We start from the raw sequence: 24899 nt of genomic DNA on the forward strand, positions 1-24899 counted from the left end.
GGAGAGGGTTGGGGTGAGGGGGAATATATGTCGCGTGGTCTGGAATTACTGATTGCCCAAACTATTTTGCAGGGCTTCGACGCCCAATATGGTCGTTTTCTTGAAGTGACATCCGGCGCGCAGCAGCGCTTCGAACACGCCGACTGGCATGCGGTTCAGCAGGCCATGAAGCAGCGTATCCATCTCTACGATCACCACGTGGGCCTGGTGGTGGAGCAGCTGCGCTGCATTACCGACGGTAAAAGCCCGGACGCGGATTTTTTACTGCGCGTGAAAGAGCATTACACTCATCTGTTACCCGACTACCCTCGCTTCGAGATTGCGGAGAGCTTTTTCAACTCCGTCTATTGCCGGTTATTTGACCACCGCTCGTTATCTCCTGAGCGGTTATTTATCTTCAGCTCCCAGCCCGAGCGACGCTTTCGTACCATTCCGCGTCCGCTGGCGAAGGATTTCTTTCCCGATCGCGGATGGGAAAAGCTCCTGCACCGCGTGCTAACGGATCTGCCGCTGCGCCTGCCCTGGGAGAATAAAGCCCGGGATATCGGCTATATTCACGCGCATCTCAACGAAACCTTCGGCGCGGAGGTGCTCAGCCACAGCTACCTGCAGGTTGCCAATGAGCTTTTCTACCGCAATAAAGCCGCCTGGCTGGTGGGCAAACTGGTGACGCCATCGGCCGTTGTGCCGTTTCTGCTGCCCATTCACCGTACCGACGACGGGGAACTGTTTGTCGATACCTGCCTGACTACCAGCGCCGAGGCCAGCATCGTGTTTGGCTTCGCCCGCTCTTACTTCATGGTGTACGCCCCGCTGCCTGCCGCGCTGGTGGAGTGGCTGCGCGAGATCCTGCCGGGTAAAACCACCGCCGAGCTGTATATGGCGATTGGCTGCCAGAAGCACGCCAAGACGGAAAGCTACCGGGAGTACCTGCGCTATGTCACCACGGCCGACGAGCAGTTTATCGAAGCGCCAGGCATTCGCGGCATGGTGATGCTGGTCTTTACGCTGCCGGGCTTCGACCGGGTCTTTAAGGTGATTAAAGACAGATTCGCGCCGCAGAAAGAGATGACCGCCGCGCACGTTCGCGCCTGCTATCAGCTGGTCAAAGAGCACGATCGCGTCGGGCGCATGGCGGATACCCAGGAATTCGAAAACTTTGTGCTGGAGAAGCAGCAGATCGACCCGGCGCTCATGGCGCTTTTGATGCAGGAAGCGCCCGCGAAAATCACCGATCTTGGCGACAAAATCGCGATTAGCCATCTTTACATTGAACGCCGCATGGTGCCGCTCAATATCTGGCTGGAGCAGTCCGACGGTCAGGCTTTAAGAGATGCTATTGAAGAATACGGCAACGCGATTCGTCAGCTTGCCGCCGCCAATATTTTCCCCGGCGATATGCTGTTTAAAAACTTTGGCGTGACCCGCCACGGGCGGGTGGTGTTCTACGATTACGATGAAATTTGCTACATGACCGAGGTGAACTTCCGCGATATCCCACAGCCCCGCTACCCGGAGGATGAGCTGTCCAGCGAGCCGTGGTACAGCGTCTCGCCGGGCGATGTGTTTCCGGAGGAGTTTCGCCACTGGCTATGCGCCGACCCGCGCATCGGGCCGCTATTCGAAGAGATGCATGAGGATCTTTTCCGCGCCAGCTACTGGCGCGGACTGCAAACGCGGATCAAAAATGGGCACGTGGAAGATGTGTACGCCTACCGTCGAAAGCAGCGTTTTTGCATAAGATTTTCTCCCTCTCCCGGTGGGAGAGGGCCGGGGTGAGGGCATCAGGCCGCACTCAATCTTAACGGATCCCACCATACGCCAGCGTCACCTCTTTCGCCGCCTTAATCACCAGCGCACCCAGTTCGGTCACGCGGTCGTCGGTCATGCGCGAAATCGGACCGGAGATGGAGATCGCGGCAAACGGCTCGCGGTGCTCGTCAAAAATACAGGACGCCAGGCAGCGCAGGCCCAGCGCATGTTCCTCATCATCAAACGAATAGCCGCGCTTGCGGGTCAGGGCCAGGTCTTCTTTCAGATGCACGGGCGACACCAGCGTGGCGTGGGTGTAGGCGTGAAGCCCTGTACGGTGCAGCAGCCCCGTCACCTGCTCTTCGCTCAGCTGTGAGAGAAACGCTTTCCCCGCCCCGGACGCGTGCATCGGCAGCTTGCCGCCAATCGGTGCCGACATGCGCATCAGCTGCGTGCACTGCACCTGGTCGATAATAATCGCCTGGTGGTCGCTCTGGTCCAGCACCGCCAGGTTTACCGTCTCGCCGGAATCTTCCATCAGCTTGCGCAGAATCGGGTGCACAATCGCCAGCAGGTTGCGGCTCTGCAGGAAGCTGCTGCCAACGATAAATGCGTGCGCGCCCACCGCCCAGTGCCCCAGCTCGCCGACCTGGCGGACAAAGCCCAGCTGCTGCATGGTGGTCAGCAGGCGGTGCGTCGTGGAGTTCGGCAGGCCAGCCTGCTGGGCCAGCTCCGTCAGGGCCACGCTGCCGTGCGATTCGGCTATCCACTCCAGCAGCTTCAAACCGCGCGTGAGCGATTGAACCTGTCCGCCAGGCTGTGCAGCGGTGGTGGCAGCAGGTTTTCTGCCGCGTTTGGCGGGAACGGTTGCGACCATGACGATCTCCTTTTTCTGTATCGTGGAAATCATTTTCGTTTTATTTGGTGAATTTGCAACCGCTTTCATGACTGATCGGAGGAGTGATGGTGAACATGTCTCATGTTACCGCCGTGTGACTTTTCCACCCAGCGAGATTGTGCCAGTATGGAACGCAGCCTTTTGGCCTTGTTGAGCGTTGTCGGGAGCAAGTGTGAGCAGCAAAGTAGAGCAACTGCGTGCGCAGTTAAATGAACGAATTCTGGTGCTGGACGGCGGCATGGGCACCATGATCCAGGGCTATCGTCTCAGTGAAGACGATTTCCGAGGCGAGCGTTTTGCCGACTGGCCCTGCGACCTGAAGGGTAACAACGACCTGCTGGTGCTCAGCAAGCCGTCCGTTATTAAGGATATCCACAACGCCTACTTCGAAGCGGGTGCGGATATCGTTGAGACCAACACCTTTAACTCGACAACCATCGCCATGGCGGATTACCAGATGGAATCCCTGTCGGCGGAAATCAACCTGGAAGCCGCGAAGCTGGCGCGCGCCTGCGCCGACGAGTGGACGGCCCGCACGCCGGACAAGCCGCGCTACGTTGCCGGGGTGCTTGGCCCGACGAACCGCACCGCGTCGATTTCACCGGACGTCAATGACCCGGCGTTCCGCAATATCACCTTTGACCAGCTGGTGGCCGCGTATCGTGAGTCCACTAAAGCGCTGGTGGAAGGCGGTTCCGACCTGATCCTAATTGAAACCGTATTCGACACCCTCAACGCCAAAGCCGCCATTTACGCGGTGAAAGAGGAGTTCGAGGCGCTGGGCGTTGACCTGCCGATCATGATTTCCGGCACCATCACCGATGCCTCGGGCCGCACACTGTCCGGCCAGACAACCGAAGCGTTTTATAACTCCCTGCGCCACGCCGAAGCCCTCTCCTTTGGCCTGAACTGCGCGCTGGGGCCGGATGAACTGCGCCAGTACGTGCAGGAGCTTTCCCGTATCGCGGAATGCTACGTCACCGCACACCCGAACGCCGGCCTGCCAAACGCGTTCGGTGAATACGATCTCGATGCTGACACCATGGCGGCGCAAATCCGCGAGTGGGCCGAGTCTGGCTTCCTGAACATCGTCGGCGGCTGCTGCGGCACCACGCCGGATCACATCGCGGCCATGAGCAACGCCGTCGCCGGGCTGCCCCCGCGCAGGCTGCCCGAGCTTCCGGTTGCCTGCCGCCTTTCCGGCCTTGAGCCGTTGACCATCGGCGACGACAGCCTGTTTGTGAACGTGGGTGAGCGTACTAACGTCACCGGTTCGGCAAAGTTCAAGCGCCTGATCAAAGAAGAGAAGTACAACGAAGCGCTGGACGTCGCCCGCCAGCAGGTGGAAAGCGGCGCGCAGATTATCGATATCAACATGGACGAGGGGATGCTCGACGCCGAAGCGGCGATGGTGCGTTTCCTCAACCTGATTGCCGGCGAGCCGGACATCGCCCGCGTGCCGATCATGATCGACTCCTCCAAGTGGGAAGTCATCGAAAAAGGGCTGAAGTGCATCCAGGGCAAAGGCATCGTTAACTCCATCTCGATGAAGGAGGGGGTTGATATCTTTATCCACCACGCGAAGATGGTGCGCCGCTACGGTGCCGCCGTGGTGGTGATGGCCTTCGACGAAGTGGGCCAGGCGGATACCCGCGAGCGCAAAATCGAGATATGCCGCCGCGCGTACAAGATTTTGACCGAAGAGGTGGGCTTCCCGCCGGAAGATATCATCTTTGACCCGAACATTTTCGCCGTCGCGACCGGGATTGAAGAGCACAACAACTACGCCCAGGACTTTATCGGGGCGTGTGAAGACATCAAGCGCGAACTGCCGCATGCGCTGATCTCCGGCGGCGTGTCGAACGTGTCGTTCTCGTTCCGCGGTAACGACCCGGTGCGTGAAGCGATCCACGCCGTGTTCCTCTACTACGCCATCCGCAACGGAATGGACATGGGGATCGTTAACGCCGGGCAGCTGGCAATTTACGACGACCTCCCTGCCGAGCTGCGCAATGGCGTCGAGGACGTGATCCTTAACCGCCGCGACGACGCCACCGAGCGCATGCTGGATCTGGCAGAGAAGTACCGCGGCAGCAAGTCGGATGAGGCGGCAAACGTTCAGCAGGCCGAGTGGCGTTCCTGGGACGTGAAAAAGCGTCTGGAATACTCGCTGGTTAAAGGCATCACCGAATTTATCGAGCTTGATACCGAAGAGGCGCGTCAGCAGGCAGCCCGTCCGATTGAGGTGATCGAAGGCCCGCTGATGGACGGCATGAACGTGGTCGGCGATCTGTTCGGCGAAGGTAAGATGTTCCTGCCGCAGGTGGTAAAATCCGCCCGCGTGATGAAGCAGGCGGTGGCGTATCTCGAACCCTACATCGAAGCCAGCAAAGAGAAAGGCTCCAGCAACGGCAAAATGGTCATCGCCACCGTGAAGGGCGACGTGCACGACATCGGCAAGAATATCGTCGGCGTAGTGCTGCAGTGTAATAACTACGAAATTATCGACCTTGGCGTGATGGTCCCGGCGGATAAAATCCTCAAGACCGCGCGCGAGGTGAACGCTGACCTGATTGGCCTTTCCGGGCTGATCACCCCGTCCCTGGACGAAATGGTCAACGTGGCAAAAGAGATGGAGCGTCAGGGCTTTACCATTCCGCTGCTGATTGGCGGGGCGACCACCTCGAAAGCGCACACGGCGGTGAAAATCGAGCAGAACTACAGCGGCCCGACGGTGTACGTGCAGAACGCCTCGCGCACCGTGGGCGTGGTCTCCGCGCTGCTCTCCGACACCCAGCGCGACGATTTTGTGGCGCGCACCCGTAAAGAGTACGAAACCGTCCGCATCCAGCACGGCCGCAAGAAGCCGCGCACCCCGCCTGTTTCGCTTCAGGCGGCGCGCGACAACGATCTGGCCTTCGACTGGTCCAGCTACACGCCGCCGGTGGCGCACCGTCTGGGCGTGCAGGACGTGACGGCCAGCATCGAGACGCTGCGCAACTACATCGACTGGACGCCGTTCTTTATGACCTGGTCGCTGGCGGGCAAATATCCGCGCATCCTGGAGGATGAGGTGGTAGGCGAGGAGGCAAAGCGCCTGTTCAAGGATGCCAACGACATGCTCGACGCGCTGAGCGCAGAGAAAACCCTTAACCCGCGCGGCGTGGTGGGGCTGTTCCCGGCTAACCGCGTGGGCGACGACGTAGAAATCTACCGCGATGAAACCCGCACCCACGTGCTGGCGGTCAGCCGCCATCTGCGCCAGCAAACGGAGAAAGTGGGCTTTGCCAACTACTGCCTGGCCGATTTCGTCGCGCCGAAGCTAAGCGGTAAAGCCGACTATATCGGTGCCTTCGCCGTGACCGGCGGCCTGGAAGAAGATGCGCTGGCGGACGCGTTCGAAGCGCAGCACGACGATTACAACAAAATTATGATCAAAGCGCTTGCCGACCGCCTGGCGGAAGCCTTCGCCGAGTACCTCCACGAGCGCGTGCGCAAGGTCCACTGGGGCTACGCGGCGAATGAAAACCTCAGCAACGAGGATCTGATCCGCGAAAACTACCAGGGCATTCGCCCGGCGCCGGGCTATCCGGCCTGCCCGGAACACACCGAGAAAGGCACCATCTGGCAGCTGCTGGACGTGGAAGCGCATACCGGGATGAAGCTCACCGAGTCGTTCGCCATGTGGCCAGGCGCGTCCGTCTCCGGCTGGTACTTCAGCCATCCGGACAGCAAGTATTTTGCCGTGGCGCAGCTGCAGCGGGATCAGATCGAAGATTACGCCCTGCGCAAAGGGATGAGCGTGTCTGAAGTGGAGCGCTGGCTGGCGCCGAATTTAGGCTACGACGCCGACTAAAATCACTTTTCCTTACAACAAACAGGGCGCTCATGGGGCGCCCTGTCTCTTTCTTACGTTTAAACCCTTATACTGGAAGAAGGTTATTGCCATTTTGCCCGGCGGCGCTGCGCTTGCCGGGCCTACGCGTAGGCCGGATAAGGCACCGCCGCCATCCGGCAGGACAACGCGCAACAAGCCTCAGGAATACACATAACGATAAGGAGGAAAACCTTCCGTGCTGACCCTGTTACACCTGCTTTCTGCAGTCGCACTGCTGGTATGGGGCACCCATATTGTCCGTACTGGCGTGATGCGCGTTTACGGCGCGCGTTTACGTACCGTCCTCAGCAGCAGCGTTGAGAAGAAGCCGCTCGCCTTCTGCGCGGGCATCGGCGTCACGGCGCTGGTGCAAAGCAGTAACGCGACCACCATGCTCGTCACCTCGTTCGTGGCGCAGGATCTGGTCGCGCTCGCGCCGGCGCTGGTGATCGTTCTCGGCGCTGACGTGGGGACCGCGCTGATGGCGCGCGTCCTGACCTTCGACCTCTCCTGGCTGTCGCCGCTGCTCATCTTCATCGGCGTTATCTTCTTCCTTGGCCGCAAGCAGACGCGTGCCGGGCAGCTGGGCCGCGTCGGCATCGGCCTTGGCCTCATCCTGCTGGCGCTTGAGCTGATCGTGCAGGCAGTCACGCCGATCACCCAGGCCAACGGCGTGCAGGTCATTTTTGCCTCGCTGACCGGCGATATTATGCTGGATGCGCTGATCGGCGCGGTGTTTGCCATCATCAGCTACTCCAGCCTGGCGGCGGTCCTGCTGACGGCGACCTTAACCGCCGCGGGGGCGATCTCCTTCCCGGTGGCGCTGTGCCTGGTGATCGGTGCTAACCTCGGCTCCGGCCTGCTGGCAATGCTCAACAACAGCGCCGCCAACGCAGCGGCCCGCCGCGTGGCGCTCGGCAGCCTGCTGTTTAAGCTGGTGGGCAGCCTGATTATTCTGCCGTTCGTTCACCCGCTGGCGAACCTCATGGACAATCTCCCGCTGGCGAAGGCGGAGCTGGTGATCTATTTCCACGTCTTCTACAACCTGGTGCGCTGCCTGGCGATGGTGCCGTTTGCCGCGCCGATGGCCCGCTTCTGTGAGCGCCTCATCCGCGACGAACCGGAGCTTGATGCGCGCCTGAAACCGAAGCATCTGGACACCTCAGTGCTCGACACCCCGGCGCTGGCCATCGCCAATGCCGCACGCGAAACGCTGCGCATGGGCGATGCGATGGAAACCATGCTTGAAGGGCTGCAGAAGGTGATGCACGGCGAGCCGCGCGAAGAGAAAGAGCTGCGCAGGCTGGCGGACGATATCAACGTGCTGTACACCGCCATTAAGCTTTATCTGGCGCGTATCCCCCAGGACGAGCTGGCGGAAGAGGAGTCCCGCCGCTGGGCGGAGATTATCGAGATGTCGCTTAACCTTGAGCAGGCCTCGGATATCGTTGAGCGCATGGGGAGCGAAATCGCCGACAAATCCCTGGCCGCGCGTCGTGCGTTTTCAGGTGAAGGCCTCAAGGAGCTGGAAGCGCTGCATGAACAGCTGGTCAGCAACCTGAAGCTGGCGATGTCGGTCTTTTTCTCCAGCGACGTGCCGAGCGCGCGCCGCCTGCGCCGCAACAAGCATCGTTTCCGCATTCTGAACCGCCGCTACTCGCACGCCCACGTTGAGCGTCTGCACCAGCAGAACGTGCAGAGTATCGAAACCAGCTCCCTGCACCTGGGGCTGCTGGGGGATATGAAGCGTCTCAACTCGTTGTTCTGTGCGGTGGCGTACAGCGTGATGGAACAGCCGGATGAAGACGACGAGCGGGACGAGTATTAATCTCCGGCGTGTTTGATTGTTAGCCCAAGACCCAATGCTTTCATGACCGCCAGCGTGGTTTTGAGCGTTGGGTTCCCCTTATCGCTGAATGAACGATAAAGCTGTTCTCGTGATAGGCCAGTTTGCTGTGAAATGGCCGACATTCCTTTCGCGCGCGCGATGACGCCCAGAGCTTTAGCAATATACGCAGAGTCGCCCGTTTCTAATGCATCAGCCATAAACACGGCGATTTCCTCGTCATCCACCAGCGCGTTGGCTGGATCGTAGGGTGTTAATTTATGCATGCTCATTCACTCCTGCCATTGGGATACATTGCTCAGCATTTTTGCCATAAGTATGTCTCTGGCCTGGCTGCTTTTGTCACCACCACACAACAGCACGATGATGCAATTGCCCTGGTCTTTAAAATAGATTCTGTAGCCCGGACCATAGTGGATCCTCAGCTCACTTATACCTTCCCCAACGGGTTTAATGTCCCCCGCTAAACCATTTGCCAACCGAAAGAGGCGGGAAGCGATAATGGTTTTCGCTCGCCGATCTTTTAAATTTTGCTCCCAGCGTTGGAAGGATTCTGTCTGAACAATCTCCTTCATATTACTCCCTGTAATTTATAAACTACAAATTAATTGTTTCTGGAGAGTAAACTAAAAGGAGTTAGCACAAGGATAAATGGCCTGACGCTAAATCCTGAAAGCGTCTCGCAAACTAAAAAACCCGCTTCAGTTACCGTCGGCTAACCTTTTTTTTCGGCCCAAACCTAAGGTATATTTCGCCCTTCACAGGAGAAACTATGCTGCCAACTCAATCAACCCGATTAAACAAATACATTAGCGAGAGCGGGATCTGCTCACGTCGCGAGGCTGACCGTTACATTGAACAAGGTAACGTGTTTCTTAACGGCAAGCGCGCCACCATCGGCGATCAGGTGGTGCCTGGCGATGTGGTAAAAGTGAATGGTCAGGTCATCGAACCGCGTGATGCTGAAGACCTGGTGTTTATCGCGTTGAACAAACCGGTTGGGATTGTCAGCACCACGGAAGACGGCGAGCGGGACAACATCGTTGATTTCGTGAACCACAGCAGCCGCATTTTCCCGATTGGCCGTCTCGATAAAGACTCTCAGGGGCTGATTTTCCTCACCAACCACGGCGATCTGGTCAACAAAATTCTGCGTGCCGGTAACGACCACGAGAAAGAGTACATTGTCACGGTGAACAAGCCGGTCACGGACGAATTTATTCGCGGCATGGGTGCCGGTGTGCCGATCCTCGGTACCGTCACGAAGAAGTGTAAGGTCAGGAAAGAAGCACCGTTCGCGTTCCGCATTACCCTGGTGCAGGGCTTAAACCGTCAGATCCGCCGTATGTGCGAGCACTTCGGCTACGAGGTGACGAAGCTGGAACGCACGCGCATCATGAACGTCAGCCTGTCCGGTATTCCGCTGGGCGAGTGGCGTGATTTAACCGGCGACGAACTGATTGAGCTGTTCAAGCTTATCGAGAACTCATCCTCCGAAGCGAAGCCGAAAGCTAAAGCGAAACCGAAAACGCAGGCCATTAAGCGCCCGGTGGTGAAAGCACCGCAGGCGGAAGAGAAAGGTCGAGGCAAACCGGCCAACGGAAAACGCTTTGCCCAGCCTGGCCGCAAAAAGAAAGGGCGCTGATTAGCGCCGTCCACGGGTAGAGGTATTGGCCGACCAGGAAAAGGTCGTCTCGGTATCCGGCTTATAAGCCTGCTGCTTTTTCAGTTTGCGGGCTTTTTTCGCCTCGGCGTCACGCTGCGCCATCAGTTTATCAATGTACTCTTTCTTAACCTGATTGGTTTCGGCGTTCGTCAGCGTGCGGCCATGGGCGATGCGGGCGCGGTCGAGAAGCGTTTTCAGTTCGCGCTGCTCGGCTTCCGTCATATCTTTCTGGGTCAATCGTGGTGTAGCCATTGCTGAAGCCTCCTGAGAGAGAGGCTTCAGTGTAAAGCAAGCGCGGCAAATTAACCCTGCTTCACCGCATCTTTTTTCGCTTGCTCATCAATCGGTTTGCCGGACCAGTAGCCTGCCAGCAGCGAGCCGGACAGGTTATGCCAGACGGAGAACAGCGCGCCAGGCAGGGCCGCCAGCGGGGAGAAGTAGATTTTACCCAGCGCCGCCGCCAGGCCGGAGTTCTGCATGCCCACCTCAATCGCCAGCGTGCGGCAGGTTGATTCGTCAAAGCCAAACAGCTTCCCGCCCCAGTAGCCGCCCAGCAGGCCGATGGTGTTATGCAGCACCACCGCGATGATGACGACAAAGCCCACGGAGGCAATGTGCGATGCAGAACCGGCCACCACGGCGCTGATGATTGCCAGAATACAGACCATCGAAAACGCCGGCAGGTAAGGCTCAATGGCCTTCACCACGCGCGGGAACAGGTGATGGATCACGAGCCCCAGCGCAATCGGGATCACCACGATTTGCAGAATGCTCAGCAGCATGCCCATCACGTCCACCTGGATATGCGCATCGACGTACAGGCGGGTTAACAGCGGCGTGGCAACCACGCCCACCAGCGTGGAAACGGACGAGATGGTGACGGAGAGCGCCACGTCGCCTTTTGCCAGGTAGATCATGACGTTGGACGCGGTGCCGCTGGCGACGCTGCCCACCAGCACCATCCCGGCGGAGAGATCCGGCGGCATCTTAAAGGCCATCGCCAGCAGCCACGCCGCGAGCGGCATCACCAGATAGTGCAGAAAAATCCCTGCCGCGACGGGCGCAGGGCGAGACAGCACGCGTTTAAAGTCGTCGATCTTCAGGTGTACGCCCATGCCGAGCATGATCAGCATCAGCAGCGTGGTGACCCACGGCCCGATGCTGGTGAAGGTGGTGGGGGTGTAATATGCGAGTACGGAGAGCAGCAGCGCCCATAGCGGGAACAGCCGGGTGATGGCGGATAACATAGGTATTCCTTGCGATTGTGTTGTGTTTAGTTATGAAAAAGCCGGGTCTGTGCCCGGCTTATAGGTATTGTTTATCGTGCTAACGAATTTTATTCAAACAAATTCTGATGAAGTTTCTGCACGACCTTCTCGGCCTGATCGGCAGGGACCAGGAAGCAGAGGTTGTAGCTGGACGCGCCGTAGCAAATCATGCGGATGCTGAACGGGTCGAGCACGCCGAACACCTCTTTACCCACGCCGCAGGCGCGCGACAGCTTGTTGCCGATAATGGCGACCAGCGCCAGATCTTCTTCCACCTCAACGCGGCACAGTTCGGACAGCTCAATCAGCAGCGACTGCGTCAGCAGGGTATCGCCGGTGGAGGTAGAGCCGGTCGTATCCAGCGTCAGCGCAATGCTCACTTCCGACGTGGTGATCAGATCTACGGAGATATTGTGGCGCGCCAGAATGCCAAACACTTCCGCCAGGAAGCCGCGAGAGTGCAGCATATTATGGCTGTGCAGCGTCACCAGCGTCTGCTTGCGGCGCAGGGCCAGCGCGCGGAACAGCGGCGGATTCTCGGTTTTCTTGCAGACCAGCGTCCCGCCCGCTTTCGGATCTTTACTGGAGCCGACGAACACCGGAATGTCGCTGCGTACCGCTGGCAGCAGCGTGGCCGGGTGCAGCACTTTGGCGCCGAAGGTAGCCATTTCAGCCGCTTCTTCGAAGGCGATTACGTCAATACGTTTTGCCGCAGACACCACGCGCGGGTCGGTGGTGTAGATGCCCGGCACGTCCGTCCAGATATCCACGCGTGTGGCGTGCAGGGCTTCGCCCAACAGCGCAGCGGTGTAATCGCTGCCGCCACGGCCCAGCGTCGTTGTGCGTCCTTTGGCTTCGCTGCCGATAAAGCCCTGGGTGATCACGATGCCTTCTTCCAGGCGCGGCACCAGCTGCTGGTTGGTCAGCTCGGCCAGCGCTTCCACGTCCGGCTCGGCGCGGCCAAAGCGGTCGCTGGTGCGCATCACTTTGCGTACGTCAAACCACTGCGCCTGAATATTGCGCTCGCGCATGATCTCGACAAACAGCAGGGTCGACATCAGCTCGCCGTGGCTGACCAGCTCGTCGGTCAGGGCGGTGGAGGTCGCCAGCGAAGCGGCTTCTGCGAGGGTGGTGATATTTTCCAGCAGGCGTTCCACTTCCTCACGGATCACGTTCGGGTTTTGCAGACGCTCAAGGATGTCGAACTGAATTTTGCGCAGTGCGTCCAGCTTTACGAAACGTTCTGTCGCTTCCAGTCCTTCAGACAGAGAAACCAGCAGGTTCGTCACGCCAGCGGATGCAGACAGCACCACCAGGCGGGTATTCGGATCGGCCAGCACCACATCGGCGCTGCGGTTCATGGCATCGTAGTCTGCCACACTGGTGCCGCCAAACTTGGCGACCACAAAACTCGTCATAACAACCTCGTGTCAGGGAATGAATAAGCGACCATGGCACAAGAGTGAAGCGAGAACAGGTGCAGGCGCAAAATACGGCCCTATAAATAAAATGTGGGGGAGGTCCTGTCAATGCTGGGATTATGCGGATTTTTCATGGGGGGGTACCCCTGAGAAACAGGACTTATAACAGGCCCATATTTTATGCTCCTTTTAAGCCTGTTTTGACCCACATTTCGCCGCCGCAGGAGGCCACGTCAGCAGCTATACTTTTCGGGTCTTTTCACCTGCGTTTGATGCAGGCCAGGGCAATGGCATAAAAACCATCACAATTTTTATTTGCAGGCGCTACAATCGACCGCAGTCACAATTCTCAACAGAAGAGTATTGCTAATGAAAAACATCAACCCAACGCAGACCGCCGCCTGGCAGGCACTACAGAAACATTTTGATGAAATGAAAGACGTCACCATCGCGGACCTGTTCGCGAAAGATGCCGATCGTTTCGCTAAATTCTCCGCGACCTTCGATGACCTGATGCTGGTGGATTTCTCCAAAAACCGCATTACCGAAGAGACGCTGGCAAAACTGCAGGATCTGGCGAAAGAGACCGAGCTGGCCGACGCCATCAAATCCATGTTCTCCGGTGAGAAGATCAACCGCACCGAAGACCGCGCCGTACTGCACGTCGCGCTGCGTAACCGTAGCAATACCCCAATTATCGTTGACGGCAAAGACGTGATGCCGGAAGTGAACGCGGTGCTGGAAAAGATGAAAACCTTCTCTGAGGCGATCATCTCCGGGAGCTGGAAAGGCTATACCGGCAAAGCGATCACCGACGTGGTAAACATCGGTATCGGCGGCTCTGACCTCGGCCCGTTCATGGTGACCGAAGCGCTGCGCCCGTACAAAAACCACCTGAACATGCACTTTGTGTCTAACGTCGATGGTACCCACATTGCCGAAGTGCTGAAAAAAGTGAACCCGGAAACCACCCTGTTCCTGGTCGCGTCCAAAACCTTCACCACCCAGGAAACCATGACCAACGCCCACAGCGCGCGCGACTGGTTCCTGAAAACGGCTGGCGACAACAAGCACGTGGCGAAGCACTTCGCGGCCCTGTCCACCAACGGTAAAGCGGTGGGCGAGTTCGGCATCGACACCGCGAACATGTTTGAGTTCTGGGACTGGGTTGGCGGCCGCTACTCACTGTGGTCTGCGATTGGCCTGTCCATCATCCTCTCCGTGGGCTTCGACAACTTCGTTGAGCTGCTTTCCGGCGCGCACGCGATGGATAAACACTTCTCCTCCACCGCACCTGAGAAAAACCTGCCGGTGCTGCTGGCCCTGATCGGTATCTGGTACAACAACTTCTTCGGCGCTGAAACCGAAGCAATTCTGCCGTACGACCAGTACATGCATCGCTTTGCTGCCTACTTCCAGCAGGGCAACATGGAATCTAACGGTAAATACGTTGACCGTAACGGCAACGCCGTGGACTACCAGACCGGCCCAATCATCTGGGGCGAGCCGGGCACCAACGGCCAGCACGCGTTCTACCAGCTGATCCACCAGGGTACCAAAATGGTACCGTGCGATTTCATCGCCCCGGCTATCACGCACAACGCCCTGTCCGATCACCATCCGAAGCTGCTGTCTAACTTCTTCGCCCAGACAGAAGCGCTGGCGTTCGGTAAATCTCGCGAGGTAGTTGAGCAGGAATACCGCGACCAAGGTAAAGATCCGGCCACGCTGGACCACGTTGTGCCGTTCAAAGTGTTCGAAGGCAACCGTCCAACCAACTCCATCCTGCTGCGTGAAATCACGCCGTTCAGCCTGGGTGCGCTGATTGCCCTTTATGAGCACAAGATCTTCACTCAGGGCGCTATCCTGAACATCTTCACCTTTGACCAGTGGGGCGTTGAGCTGGGCAAACAGCTGGCAAACCGCATTCTGCCAGAGCTGGGTGATGATAAGGCGATCGACAGCCACGACAGCTCGACGAACGGTTTGATTAACCGCTATAAAGCATGGCGTGCGTAATTAATATGTCATGAAAAATGCCGGCGATATGCCGGCATTTTTTTATCGGATAATTCCTGATGTCTGTTAGTTAACTCAAATTCCGGTTATGAGTTTTATCTGAAAAAGGCGCTTAACCCGTTAATCACTGCGGTTTATTTTAGGAATATACGGATAAGCCTCTTATTGCCATTTAATTTTATCTTGTTGATTTTAATTGGTTATATATTTATTTAATTATTCTTATATTTCAATTTTATCCAATAGTCTGAAAACCCTTCCTCTATTTCTCCGCACGGCAATCCCGCTGCTTTAGTTGTGTATACTCGATTCCGCCTGAAATTCTTTTTGGGCAAATCTCCATTCATTCATTGAAGGGAAATTGTTATGAAGAAAGTACTGTATGGCATTTTTGCCATATCTGCGCTTGCGGCGTCGTCTGTCTATGCAGCTCCGGTTCAGGTCGGAGAAGCGGCAGGTTCGGCGGCTACGTCTGCGTCTGCGGGGAGTTCTACCGCAGCCAGCACCAGCACCGTAAGCTCAGCCGTGGGTGTCGCGCTGGCGGCAACCGGTGGCGGTGATGGCTCCAATACCGGAACCACGACCACTACGACGACCAGCACCCAGTAATACCGGGTGTTTTAATCATAACCACACTTCGGTGTGGTTATTTCGCCCCTTCGGAGAAGAGTCGTGAAGCGACCTGCAATCATCCTGATTTGCCTGCTGCTGCAGGCGTGCTCAGCCACCACTAAAGGGCTGGGAAACTCACTGTGGGACAGCCTGTTCGGCACGCCGGGCGTACACCTGACCGATGACGAACTGCAGAACATGCCGTATGCCAGCCAGTACATGCAGCTCAACGATGGCCCGCAGCTGTTTGTGGTGCTCGCTTTCGACGAAAACGGGCAGCAGAAATGGGTGACGCAGGATCAGGCCACCATCGTGACGCAGCATGGCCGCATTGTGAAAACCCTGCTCGGCGGTGACAACCTGCTTGAGGTAAACAACCTCGCCGAAGACCCGCTTATCAAACCGAATCAAATTACCGACGGCGCAAGCTGGACGCGCACCCTGGGCTGGACAGAGCACAAGCAGGTGCGCTACGCCACGGCGCGTTCCACGTTCCGCTGGGACGGCACCGACAGCGTCAGCGTAGGCAGCGATGAAACTCAGGTTCGGGTGCTGGATGAAGAGATCGTCACCGACCAGGCGACCTGGCATAACCGCTATTGGATCGACGAGGAAGGGCAGATCCGCCAGTCCCTGCAGTATCTCGGCGCTGGTTTCTTCCCGGTGAAAACCACCCTGATCAAGGCGGCGAAATCATGAAAACGCTCATCCACGTTGCGCTTCTTGCCAGCCTTACCGCGCCGCTGGCGTGGTCTGCAGGGACGGTAAAGGTCTACACGCCGGACGATGAAAAACCGAAAACCCTGACCAATGCCGGGCACCTGCTCGATCTTGTCGGCCAGCCACGGCTGGCTAACAGCTGGTGGCCGGGAGCGGTTATCAGTGAGCGCCAGTCAACGGTGGCGGCAGAACAAAAACATAAGGCGCTGCTCGCCCGGCTGACGGGGTTAGCCGCGCAGGAAGACGGCGACGATGCGGCGGCCATTAACAGCGTTCGCCAGCAGCTTCAGGCAGTGAAAGTGACAGGGCGTCAGAAGGTGAATCTGGACCCGGACGATGTCCGCGTGGCGGAAAATGGCAATCCGTCTCTGGAAGGCGACTACACGCTCTGGCTTCCCGCCCGGCCCGCTACCGTTACCGTGATGGGGCTTATCAGCAGTCCGGGTAAAAAGTCCTTCACGCCCGGCCGCGATGTGGCGAGCTATCTCGACGAACAGAGCCTGCTGAGCGGGGCGGATAACAGCTACGCCTGGGTGGTTTATCCTGACGGGCGTACGCAAAAAGCACCGGTAGCGTACTGGAATAAACGCCATATCGAACCCATGCCTGGCAGCATCATTTTTGTCGGTTTTGCCGACCATTTCTGGACGAAGGCATATGACGGGCTTAACGCCGATATCCTTCTCTCCCTGATACAGCGGATACCGGATTAATGAAAAGAACCTATCTCTACAGCATGCTGGCGCTGTGCGTCAGCGCTGCCTGCCACGCAGAAACCTATCCGGCACCCATTGGCCCGTCTCAGTCAGACTTTGGCGGCGTCGGTTTACTGCAAACGCCCACCGCGCGCATGGCGCGGGAAGGGGAGTTGAGCCTTAACTATCGCGACAACGATCAGTACCGCTACTACTCCGCCTCCGTTCAGCTGTTCCCGTGGCTTGAAACCACGCTGCGCTATACCGACGTGCGTACCAAAGCGTACAGCAGCGTCGACGCCTTCTCCGGCGACCAGACCTACAAAGATAAAGCCTTCGATCTTAAGCTGCGCCTGTGGGAAGAGAGCTACTGGATGCCGCAGGTGTCCGTCGGGGCGAAGGATATCGGCGGGACCGGCCTGTTTGACGCGGAATATATCGTGGCCAGCAAAGCCTGGGGACCGTTTGACTTCTCGCTCGGCCTGGGATGGGGCTATCTCGGCACCAGCGGTAACGTGAAAAACCCGTTCTGCTCCTACAGCGACAAATATTGCTATCGCGATAACAGCTACCAGAAAGCCGGTTCCATCAACGGCGACCAGATGTTCCACGGCCCCGCCTCGCTGTTTGGCGGCGTGGAGTATCAGACCCCGTGGCAGCCGCTGCGCCTGAAGCTGGAGTATGAAGGCAACGACTACTCGCAGGACTTCGCCGGTAAGATTGAGCAGAAGAGCAAGTTTAACGTCGGCGCCATTTACCGCGTCACCGATTGGGCCGACGTTAACCTCAGCTACGAGCGCGGCAATACCGTGATGTTTGGCTTCACGCTGCGCACCAACTTCAACGACATGCGTCCGCACTATAACGACAACGCGCGGCCAAAATACCAGCCGGAGCCGCAGGATGCGATCATCCAGCACTCCGTGGTGGCGAATCAGCTGACGCTGCTGAAATACAACGCGGGCCTTGCCGATCCGAAAATTCAGACCAAGGGCGATACGCTGTACGTCACCGGCGAGCAGGTGAAATACCGCGACTCCCGCGAAGGGATCGAGCGCGCTAACCGGATCGTGATGAACGATCTGCCGGAGGGGATCCGCACGATCCGCGTGACGGAGAACCGCCTCAACCTGCCGCAAGTCACCACCGAAACGGACGTCGCCAGCCTCAAGCGCCACCTGGAAGGTGAACCGCTCGGGCATGAAACCGAGCTGGTGCAAAAACGGATTGAGCCCGTGGTGCCGGACTCTACCGAGCAGGGCTGGTATATCGACAAATCGCGCTTCGATTTCCACATCGATCCGGTGCTGAACCAGTCCGTCGGCGGTCCGGAAAACTTCTACATGTATCAGCTGGGCGTGATGGCGACGGCGGATCTGTGGGTCACCGACCACCTGCTGACCACCGGCAGCCTGTTCGGCAACGTCGCCAACAACTACGACAAATTTAACTACACCAACCCGCCGAACGACTCGAAGCTGCCGCGCGTGCGTACCCGCGTGCGTGAATACGTGCAGAACAACGCCTACGTGAATAACCTGCAGGCCAACTACTTCCAGTACTTCGGCAACGGTTTCTACGGCCAGGCGTACGGTGGCTATCTGGAGACCATGTACGGCGGCGCGGGTGCGGAGGTGCTTTACCGCCCTGTCGACAGCAACTGGGCGTTTGGGATTGACGCCAACTACGTGAAACAGCGTGACTGGCGCAGCGCGCAGGACATGATGAAATTCACCGATTACAGCGTCAAAACCGGCCACCTGACCGCCTACTGGACGCCATCGTTCGCGCAGGACGTGCTGGTGAAAGCCAGCGTCGGCCAGTACCTGGCAGGCGATAAGGGCGGCACGCTGGATATCTCCAAACACTTCGACAGCGGCGTGGTGGTGGGCGGCTACGCCACCATCACCAACGTTTCGCCGGACGAGTACGGGGAAGGGGACTTCACCAAGGGCGTATACGTGTCGATTCCGCTGGATCTGTTCTCGTCAGGCGCAACCCGCAGCCGTGCGGCGATTGGCTGGACGCCGCTGACGCGCGACGGCGGCCAGCAGCTTGGACGTAAGTTCCAGCTGTATGACATGACCAGCGATAAGAACATTAACTTCCGCTGATGCCCCTCACCCTAACCCTCTCCCCAAAGGGGAGAGGGGATCGCTCGGCGCTATCTTTCCCCCTCGCCCCTTTGGGGAGAGGGCCGGGGTGAGGGGAATCCTCTCGATTGCGCCAAACATAAACAAAAAATATAGATCCCCGTCACATTTTTGCGTTATACAGGAACCTCGCCCTGGAGAATGAGGTGCTGTATGACATCCCTGACTCGCCCGCGCGTTGAGTTTATCTCAACGATCCTCCAGACCGTGCTTAACCTCGGTCTGCTGAGCCTTGGCCTGATACTGGTCGTCTTTCTTGGAAAAGAGACGGTGCATCTGGCGGATGTGCTGTTCGCCCCCGAGCAAACCAGCAAATACGCGCTGGTTGAAGGGCTGGTGGTCTACTTCCTCTACTTTGAATTTATCGCCCTGATTGTGAAGTACTTTCAGTCCGGCTTTCACTTCCCGCTGCGCTATTTTGTCTACATTGGCATCACCGCGATAGTGCGGCTGATCATCGTCGATCATAAGTCCCCGCTCGACGTGCTGATCTACTCGGCGGCGATCCTGCTGCTGGTGATCACCCTCTGGCTGTGCAACTCGAAGCGGCTGAAGCGCGAATAAAAAAAGGGCGCTCCGGGGAGCGCCAAACAACAGTCACAAGATGGGTCAATACAATACGTCTAAAGTTGAGGGTTGCAGTGGCATAACACGATGAAACTTAACCTTTCACACCGCCCGCCGTCAGGCCGTTGACCAGCCAGCGCTGGGCCAGCAGGAACACTACGGTAATCGGGATGGCGGAGAGTACGGCCGCCGCGGCAAAGTCGCCCCACAGGTAGTTTTGCGGGTTGAGGTATTGCTGCATACCGACGGCCAGGGTGTAGCTGTTCACGTCACGCAGTAACAGTGAGGCAACCGGTACTTCGGTGATGGCAGCGATAAACGACAGAATAAACACCACCGCCAGAATCGGCACCGACAGCGGCAGCAGCACCAGGCGGAACGCCTGCCACGGGGTTGCGCCATCCAGCGCGGCCGCTTCTTCCAGCGAGCCGTCGATGGTTTCGAAATAGCCCTTGATGGTCCATACATGCAGTGCGATGCCGCCAAGGTAGGCGAAGATCACGCCGCCGTGGGTGTTCAGCCCGATGAACGGCACGTACTGGCCCAGACGATCAAACAGGGCATACAGTGCCACCAGCGACAGCACCGCCGGGAACATCTGGAAAATCAGCATCCCTTTCAGGAGTGCGGCCTTGCCCGGGAAGCGCATACGGGCGAAAGCGTAAGCACAGGTGGTGGAGAGCGTCACGATGCCAATCGCGGTGATCCCGGCGATTTTCACCGAGTTCCACAGCCACAGCAGCACCGGGAACGGCGGCGGCGTGACGCGGCCATCGGCGTGTTCAACGCTGAAGCCCAGCGCGAGCTTCCAGTGCTCCCAGGAGATTTCGTCCGGGATCAGGCTCCCGGTCGCGAAGTTACCCGAGCGCAGGGAGATGGCGATAACCATCAGCAGCGGGAACATGATCGCCGCGATAAACATCAGCAGCCCCAGGTGCGTTGCGAAGAGGCGCAGCTTCTGTGATTTGGGTTGGACCATAGACATAATCAGTGCCCTCCTTAGTCAAATTTCATTCGTGTGGCTTTCAGGTTCACAATCGCCAGAGCGCCAACCAGCAGGAAGATCAGGGTGGCAATGGCCGCTGCCAGGCCGAAGTCCTGACCGCCGCCGCCCTCGAAGGCGATGCGGTAGGTGTAGCTCACGAGCAGGTCGGTATAGCCTGCTGGCGTAGTCGTACCGAGTCGGTCCGGGCCGCCGTTGGTCAACAGCTGGATCAGCACGAAGTTGTTAAAGTTAAAGGCGAAGCTGGCAATCATCAGCGGCGTAAGCGGCTTAATGAGCAGCGGCAGCGTAATCTTGAAGAAGTTCTGGAACGGACCCGCGCCGTCCATCGCCGAGGCTTCGTACAGATCGTCCGGGATAGCCTTCAGCAGGCCCATGCACAGGATCATCATGTACGGATAGCCCAGCCAGGTATTCACAATGATAATCATCGAGCGGGCGGTGGTCGGGTCGCTGAACCAGGCCGGTTTGATGCCGAACAGCGCGCTCAGCATCATGTTGATTTCACCGAAGCTCTGGTTGAACAGCCCTTTGAAAATCAGAATCGAGATAAACGACGGTACGGCGTACGGCAGAATCAGCAGCACGCGGTAAATCGCTTTGCCCTTGAGGGATTCCCACTGGACCAGACAGGCCAGCACCATGCCCACGGCAACGGTCAGGATCACCGTCAGCACCGAGAAGACCACCGTCCAGACGAAGATGGCGAAGAACGGTTTCTGAATGCCTTCGTCGGTAAACACGCGGGTAAAGTTGTCCCAGCCGATGGTGACGGTGTAGCCAGGGCTGAGCTTGTCATCACCCCATTTGCCGTCTGCGTTCACCGACTGATAGAAACCGATATCGTTGTTCGGACGGTACTTCACGCCGCTCTGGTTGTTGGTCAGGGTGCCGTCATCTGCGAGTGTGTACAGCGGCTGCGTGCCGGAGAACTGGCGCAGCGAGCTCATGGTCACTTTGCTTTCGTCTGGCAGCACGGCGGTGAGCTGGGTCAGCGCCTGACGGTTCTGGGTAATAACGCGCAGGTTGGCACGTTCACCTTCCGGCAGGGCCGCAGCCTCTTTTAAGGACAGCTTTTGCTCGCCACCAAATTTGAACGCGTCGGAAATGAAGTTTTTGCCGCTCTCACCGTCAGTGAGCGCTAACTTCCACTCGTCACCCGCAGGGTACAGGCCAAAGTTAAAGGTTTTACCCGCCTGATAAGAGCGGTCCAGAAGCACCTGAGTGGCGCGCTCCTGTGCGAGCTGGTTGGTGCTGCTGTAGTTGGTGAAGGCAATGGCGATGGTACAAATCAGCGGGAACAGGACAAACAGCCCCATCCCGGCCACGCCCGGGTAGACATAGCGCCAGGCATAGGCTTTACGGTTGGCGAAAATATACAGGCCAGCAGAGCTTAAGATCAGCGTCATGATGGCGAACAGATATTCCCCTTGTACGTACATTAAAACAACAAGGTAACCCACCAGCAGACACAGCAGACCTATCGCCGACCACTTCAGCGCGTCGCTTTGCCACCAGCGTTTCTTTTTAATGACATCCATGGGGTTCTTCCTCTACAACGTTTGATCTTTTCTCCCTCTCCTGGGGGAGAGGGCCGGGGTGAGGGCGTGCCGATAGCGACAACCCTCACCCTAACCCTCTCCCAAAGGGAGAGGGAACTACGTCATTACTTAGTAATACGACCCTGAGCATCTTTCAGCGCGGCATCAACAGTCTGGCGACCGCTTGCAGCGTTGATAACCGCAGTACGGGTGGCGTACCAGAACGCGGCCATCTGTGGGATGTTCGGCATGATTTCGCCTTTCTGGGCGTTATCCATGGTGGCCGCGATGCGTGGATCTTTCGCCAGCTGATCCTGGAAGGATTTCAGCGCAACGGCACCCAGCGGTTTGTCCTTGTTCACTTCCTCCAGACCCTGATCGGTCAGCAGGTAGTTTTCCAGGAACTCTTTCGCCAGCTCTTTGTTCGGGCTGGCGGCGTTGATGCCCGCGCTCAGCACGCCCACGAACGGTTTAGACGGCTTGCCGTTGAAGGTTGGCAGCAGGGTCACGCCGTAGTTGATTTTGCTCTTGTCGATGTTGGTCCAGGCCCACGGACCGTTGATGGTCATCGCGGTTTCGCCCTTGTTGAACGCCGCTTCCGCGATGGAGTAGTCGGTATCCGCGTTCATGTGTTTGTTCTTAATCAGGTCAACCAGGAAGGTCAGGCCCGCTTTCGCGCCAGCGTTGTCCACGCCCACGTCTTTCACGTCATACTTGCCGTTTTCAAACTTGAACGCGTAACCGCCGTCGGCGGCAATCAGTGGCCAGGTGAAGTACGGCTCTTGCAGGTTGAACATCAGGGCGGATTTACCTTTCGCCTTCAGCTCTTTATCCAGTTTCGGGATCTCTTCCCAGGTCTTCGGCGGGTTTGGCACCAGGTCTTTGTTGTAAATCAGGGAAAGGGCTTCAACCGCGATTGGATAAGCGATCAGCTTGCCGTTATAGCGAACGGCGTCCCAGGTGAACGGGAACAGCTTGTCCTGGAAGGCTTTATCAGGTGAGACCTCAGCCAGCAGGCCAGACTGCGCGTAGCCGCCGAAACGGTCATGCGCCCAGAAGATAATGTCCGGACCGTCGCCCGTTGCGGCTACCTGCGGAAATTTCTCTTCCAGCTTGTCCGGGTGTTCTACGGTGACTTTAATACCGGTGTCTTTCTCGAATTTTTTACCCACTTCGGCCAGGCCGTTATAGCCTTTGTCGCCGTTAATCCAGATAACCAGCTTACCTTCTTCAATTTTGGCGAGAGCCGGTGCGGAAATCATCATTGCTGCCAGGGCGGACAATGCGAAAACGCGTGCGCCAGTCTTGATCTTCATATCTGCCATCCTTTTTTGGTGATGTGCTCGTGGATACACTGAGGTGGTTCAACGTGACTCAGTCTCCTTATTTGACATCCTCTTTCCATCCTCCTGAGCCCTACGCCCCACCCCCCGTTTGTGTGATCTGTGTTGCATAAATTTAAGTTATGAGTGCTGGCGCACATAAAAACCCACCGAATTTTGCAGGCGGCTTCACGAATTTCGCCTCAGCCCTGCTGACGCGGTCGCAGAGCCTGCTCTCTCATCCTCCCATCTCCTCCCCCATCAAAAAGCCGGGGGGTGGAGGATTCACAGAAGTAATGGATACCCCATAGTGAACTTATCTTGAATGTTTCTGTCGGTGACAGGTTGTAACGAAGGGAGAAGGGCATGGCGAGCGTACAGCTGCGTAATGTAACGAAAGCCTGGGGCGACGTAGTGGTGTCTAAAGACATCAATCTGGATATCCACGAAGGTGAGTTCGTGGTGTTCGTTGGCCCATCAGGCTGCGGTAAATCTACTCTGCTGCGTATGATTGCCGGACTTGAAACGATCACCAGCGGCGATTTGTTTATTGGTGAGACCCGCATGAACGACATCCCACCTGCCGAACGCGGCGTGGGCATGGTGTTCCAGTCTTATGCACTTTATCCCCACCTCTCCGTTGCTGAGAACATGTCCTTTGGCCTGAAGCTGGCGGGGGCGAAAAAAGAGGTGATTAACCAGCGCGTCACTCAGGTGGCGGAAGTATTGCAGCTGGCACACCTTCTGGAGCGTAAACCGAAAGCGCTCTCCGGCGGTCAGCGTCAGCGCGTGGCAATTGGCCGTACGCTGGTGGCGGAACCGCGCGTGTTCCTGCTCGATGAACCCCTTTCTAACCTGGACGCCGCCCTGCGCGTTCAGATGCGCATCGAAATCTCCCGTCTGCATAAACGCCTTGGCCGCACGATGATTTACGTCACCCACGATCAGGTCGAAGCGATGACGCTGGCCGACAAAATCGTGGTGCTGGATGCGGGCCGCGTTGCGCAGGTAGGTAAGCCGCTGGAGCTGTATCACTACCCGGCAGATCGCTTTGTTGCGGGCTTTATTGGCTCGCCGAAGATGAACTTCCTGCCCGTCAAAGTGACCGCGACAGCCATTGAACAGGTACAGGTGGAGCTGCCAAACCGCCAGCAGGTCTGGCTCCCGGTCGACAGCGCCAACGTACAGGTCGGGGCAAATATGTCCCTGGGTATCCGCCCTGAACATTTACTCCCAAGCCACATCGCGGATGTGACGCTGGAAGGTGTCGTTCAGGTCGTCGAACAGCTTGGTCACGAAACACAGATTCATATCCAGATCCCCGCCATCCGTCAGAACCTGGTCTACCGCCAGAATGATGTGGTGTTGGTAGAAGAGGGTGCCACATTCGCTATCGGCTTGCCGCCAGAGCGTTGCCATCTGTTCCGTGAGGATGGCACTGCATGTCGTCGGCTGCACAAAGAGCCAGGCGTTTAAGCAATCCCAAAAGAAGACACGAAGCCGACAGGTGAAGTGTTCAAAGAAAAGCAATGATCTCAG

Annotated in this window: 20 protein-coding genes; 11 read left to right on the top strand and 9 right to left on the bottom strand. The window is 57.6% G+C overall.

Annotated features, from left to right (window positions below; genetic code table 11):
• Nucleotides 1-27: 27 nt before the first annotated feature.
• A complete protein-coding gene (gene aceK, locus VPX56_RS01540; protein WP_326469459.1) occupies nucleotides 28-1779 on the top strand; it encodes a bifunctional isocitrate dehydrogenase kinase/phosphatase in 1752 nt (583 codons plus the stop codon).
• 22 nt (nucleotides 1780-1801) lie between these two features.
• Here aceK and iclR read toward each other — a convergent pair whose 3' ends face one another.
• Entirely contained in the window at nucleotides 1802-2629 is an 828-nt protein-coding gene (iclR, locus tag VPX56_RS01545; RefSeq protein WP_326469461.1) for a glyoxylate bypass operon transcriptional repressor IclR, read from the bottom strand.
• A 193-nt stretch (nucleotides 2630-2822) separates the two neighbouring features.
• On the opposite strand from iclR, the gene metH reads away from it, so the two are divergent.
• The gene (gene metH, locus VPX56_RS01550; protein ID WP_326469463.1) at nucleotides 2823-6506 is read left to right on the top strand and encodes a methionine synthase; all 3684 of its coding nucleotides are present in this window, start codon (nucleotides 2823-2825) and stop codon (nucleotides 6504-6506) included.
• Nucleotides 6507-6723: 217 nt separating this feature from the next.
• Nucleotides 6724-8355, top strand: a complete 1632-nt coding sequence (locus tag VPX56_RS01555; protein WP_131635366.1) for a Na/Pi cotransporter family protein — start codon at nucleotides 6724-6726, stop codon at nucleotides 8353-8355.
• On the opposite strand, the gene VPX56_RS01560 is transcribed toward VPX56_RS01555, so the two are convergent.
• Both VPX56_RS01560 and VPX56_RS01565 read right to left on the bottom strand, forming a co-directional pair.
• A complete protein-coding gene (locus tag VPX56_RS01560) occupies nucleotides 8352-8639 on the bottom strand; it encodes an addiction module antidote protein (RefSeq protein WP_119937959.1) in 288 nt (95 codons plus the stop codon). The two genes, VPX56_RS01555 and VPX56_RS01560, sit on opposite strands and share 4 nt — an antisense overlap.
• Before the next feature lie 6 nt (nucleotides 8640-8645).
• On the bottom strand, nucleotides 8646-8948 hold the full coding sequence (locus VPX56_RS01565) for a type II toxin-antitoxin system RelE/ParE family toxin (protein WP_039264167.1): 303 nt from the start codon (nucleotides 8946-8948) through the stop codon (nucleotides 8646-8648).
• Between the two features lie 197 nt (nucleotides 8949-9145).
• On the opposite strand from VPX56_RS01565, the gene rluF reads away from it, so the two are divergent.
• Nucleotides 9146-10018 carry a 23S rRNA pseudouridine(2604) synthase RluF gene (gene rluF, locus VPX56_RS01570; RefSeq protein WP_238460832.1) on the top strand — a complete coding sequence of 291 codons (873 nt, stop codon included), beginning with the start codon at nucleotides 9146-9148 and terminating at the stop codon, nucleotides 10016-10018.
• Here rluF and VPX56_RS01575 read toward each other — a convergent pair whose 3' ends face one another.
• From VPX56_RS01575 to lysC, 3 genes are all read right to left on the bottom strand, one after another.
• Nucleotides 10019-10291 (bottom strand): YjbD family protein, encoded by a 273-nt coding sequence (locus tag VPX56_RS01575; RefSeq protein ID WP_014830263.1) that lies wholly within the window; start codon nucleotides 10289-10291, stop codon nucleotides 10019-10021.
• 50 nt (nucleotides 10292-10341) lie between these two features.
• On the bottom strand, nucleotides 10342-11286 hold the full coding sequence (gene panS, locus VPX56_RS01580) for a ketopantoate/pantoate/pantothenate transporter PanS (RefSeq protein ID WP_326469469.1): 945 nt from the start codon (nucleotides 11284-11286) through the stop codon (nucleotides 10342-10344).
• Nucleotides 11287-11375: 89 nt separating this feature from the next.
• The gene (gene lysC, locus VPX56_RS01585) at nucleotides 11376-12725 is read right to left on the bottom strand and encodes a lysine-sensitive aspartokinase 3 (RefSeq protein WP_326469471.1); all 1350 of its coding nucleotides are present in this window, start codon (nucleotides 12723-12725) and stop codon (nucleotides 11376-11378) included.
• 372 nt (nucleotides 12726-13097) lie between these two features.
• On the opposite strand from lysC, the gene pgi reads away from it, so the two are divergent.
• From pgi to psiE, 6 genes are all read left to right on the top strand, one after another.
• Nucleotides 13098-14747 carry a glucose-6-phosphate isomerase gene (gene pgi / locus VPX56_RS01590; RefSeq protein WP_263610739.1) on the top strand — a complete coding sequence of 550 codons (1650 nt, stop codon included), beginning with the start codon at nucleotides 13098-13100 and terminating at the stop codon, nucleotides 14745-14747.
• Nucleotides 14748-15113: 366 nt separating this feature from the next.
• Nucleotides 15114-15356: an exopolysaccharide production protein YjbE gene (yjbE, locus tag VPX56_RS01595; protein ID WP_119937937.1), complete on the top strand. Its 243-nt coding sequence runs from the start codon at nucleotides 15114-15116 to the stop codon at nucleotides 15354-15356.
• 63 nt (nucleotides 15357-15419) lie between these two features.
• A complete protein-coding gene (locus tag VPX56_RS01600; protein WP_326469474.1) occupies nucleotides 15420-16058 on the top strand; it encodes a YjbF family lipoprotein in 639 nt (212 codons plus the stop codon).
• Nucleotides 16055-16792, top strand: a complete 738-nt coding sequence (locus tag VPX56_RS01605) for a capsule biosynthesis GfcC family protein (RefSeq protein ID WP_326469476.1) — start codon at nucleotides 16055-16057, stop codon at nucleotides 16790-16792. The genes VPX56_RS01600 and VPX56_RS01605 overlap by 4 nt, the downstream gene beginning before the upstream one ends.
• Complete coding sequence (locus VPX56_RS01610; RefSeq protein ID WP_326469478.1) at nucleotides 16792-18888, top strand: YjbH domain-containing protein; 2097 nt, start codon at nucleotides 16792-16794, stop codon at nucleotides 18886-18888. Before VPX56_RS01605 ends, VPX56_RS01610 begins: the two co-directional genes overlap by 1 nt.
• A gap of 192 nt (nucleotides 18889-19080) precedes the next feature.
• The gene (gene psiE, locus VPX56_RS01615; protein ID WP_000202963.1) at nucleotides 19081-19491 is read left to right on the top strand and encodes a phosphate-starvation-inducible protein PsiE; all 411 of its coding nucleotides are present in this window, start codon (nucleotides 19081-19083) and stop codon (nucleotides 19489-19491) included.
• Between the two features lie 97 nt (nucleotides 19492-19588).
• Here the strand turns inward: psiE and malG are convergent, their stop codons facing one another.
• The 3 genes from malG to malE form a co-directional block, all read right to left on the bottom strand.
• Nucleotides 19589-20479 carry a maltose ABC transporter permease MalG gene (gene malG, locus VPX56_RS01620; RefSeq protein WP_131635375.1) on the bottom strand — a complete coding sequence of 297 codons (891 nt, stop codon included), beginning with the start codon at nucleotides 20477-20479 and terminating at the stop codon, nucleotides 19589-19591.
• A gap of 14 nt (nucleotides 20480-20493) precedes the next feature.
• Nucleotides 20494-22038, bottom strand: a complete 1545-nt coding sequence (gene malF / locus VPX56_RS01625) for a maltose ABC transporter permease MalF (RefSeq protein WP_326469480.1) — start codon at nucleotides 22036-22038, stop codon at nucleotides 20494-20496.
• A gap of 125 nt (nucleotides 22039-22163) precedes the next feature.
• On the bottom strand, nucleotides 22164-23354 hold the full coding sequence (gene malE / locus VPX56_RS01630) for a maltose/maltodextrin ABC transporter substrate-binding protein MalE (protein WP_263610734.1): 1191 nt from the start codon (nucleotides 23352-23354) through the stop codon (nucleotides 22164-22166).
• A gap of 372 nt (nucleotides 23355-23726) precedes the next feature.
• Here malE and malK point away from each other — a divergent pair, with 372 nt between their 5' ends.
• Nucleotides 23727-24836 (top strand): maltose/maltodextrin ABC transporter ATP-binding protein MalK, encoded by a 1110-nt coding sequence (gene malK / locus VPX56_RS01635; protein ID WP_131635378.1) that lies wholly within the window; start codon nucleotides 23727-23729, stop codon nucleotides 24834-24836.
• The last annotated feature ends 63 nt before the right edge of the window (nucleotides 24837-24899 follow it).

Source organism: Enterobacter wuhouensis (assembly GCF_035835995.1).
In the GTDB taxonomy this organism is placed as follows: Bacteria; Pseudomonadota; Gammaproteobacteria; order Enterobacterales; family Enterobacteriaceae; genus Enterobacter; species Enterobacter wuhouensis.

Excerpts from the sequence above, each read along its gene's own strand:
- aceK (WP_326469459.1), top strand. The coding sequence starts at position 28 with ATGTCGCGTGGTCTGGAATTACTGATTGCCCAAACTATTTTGCAGGGC.
- iclR (WP_326469461.1), bottom strand. The coding sequence starts at position 2,629 with ATGGTCGCAACCGTTCCCGCCAAACGCGGCAGAAAACCTGCTGCCACC.
- VPX56_RS01560 (WP_119937959.1), bottom strand. The coding sequence starts at position 8,639 with ATGCATAAATTAACACCCTACGATCCAGCCAACGCGCTGGTGGATGAC.
- VPX56_RS01565 (WP_039264167.1), bottom strand. The coding sequence starts at position 8,948 with ATGAAGGAGATTGTTCAGACAGAATCCTTCCAACGCTGGGAGCAAAAT.
- rluF (WP_238460832.1), top strand. The coding sequence starts at position 9,146 with ATGCTGCCAACTCAATCAACCCGATTAAACAAATACATTAGCGAGAGC.
- VPX56_RS01575 (WP_014830263.1), bottom strand. The coding sequence starts at position 10,291 with ATGGCTACACCACGATTGACCCAGAAAGATATGACGGAAGCCGAGCAG.
- panS (WP_326469469.1), bottom strand. The coding sequence starts at position 11,286 with ATGTTATCCGCCATCACCCGGCTGTTCCCGCTATGGGCGCTGCTGCTC.
- lysC (WP_326469471.1), bottom strand. The coding sequence starts at position 12,725 with ATGACGAGTTTTGTGGTCGCCAAGTTTGGCGGCACCAGTGTGGCAGAC.
- pgi (WP_263610739.1), top strand. The coding sequence starts at position 13,098 with ATGAAAAACATCAACCCAACGCAGACCGCCGCCTGGCAGGCACTACAG.
- yjbE (WP_119937937.1), top strand. The coding sequence starts at position 15,114 with ATGAAGAAAGTACTGTATGGCATTTTTGCCATATCTGCGCTTGCGGCG.
- VPX56_RS01605 (WP_326469476.1), top strand. The coding sequence starts at position 16,055 with ATGAAAACGCTCATCCACGTTGCGCTTCTTGCCAGCCTTACCGCGCCG.
- VPX56_RS01610 (WP_326469478.1), top strand. The coding sequence starts at position 16,792 with ATGAAAAGAACCTATCTCTACAGCATGCTGGCGCTGTGCGTCAGCGCT.
- psiE (WP_000202963.1), top strand. The coding sequence starts at position 19,081 with ATGACATCCCTGACTCGCCCGCGCGTTGAGTTTATCTCAACGATCCTC.
- malG (WP_131635375.1), bottom strand. The coding sequence starts at position 20,479 with ATGTCTATGGTCCAACCCAAATCACAGAAGCTGCGCCTCTTCGCAACG.
- malF (WP_326469480.1), bottom strand. The coding sequence starts at position 22,038 with ATGGATGTCATTAAAAAGAAACGCTGGTGGCAAAGCGACGCGCTGAAG.
- malE (WP_263610734.1), bottom strand. The coding sequence starts at position 23,354 with ATGAAGATCAAGACTGGCGCACGCGTTTTCGCATTGTCCGCCCTGGCA.
- malK (WP_131635378.1), top strand. The coding sequence starts at position 23,727 with ATGGCGAGCGTACAGCTGCGTAATGTAACGAAAGCCTGGGGCGACGTA.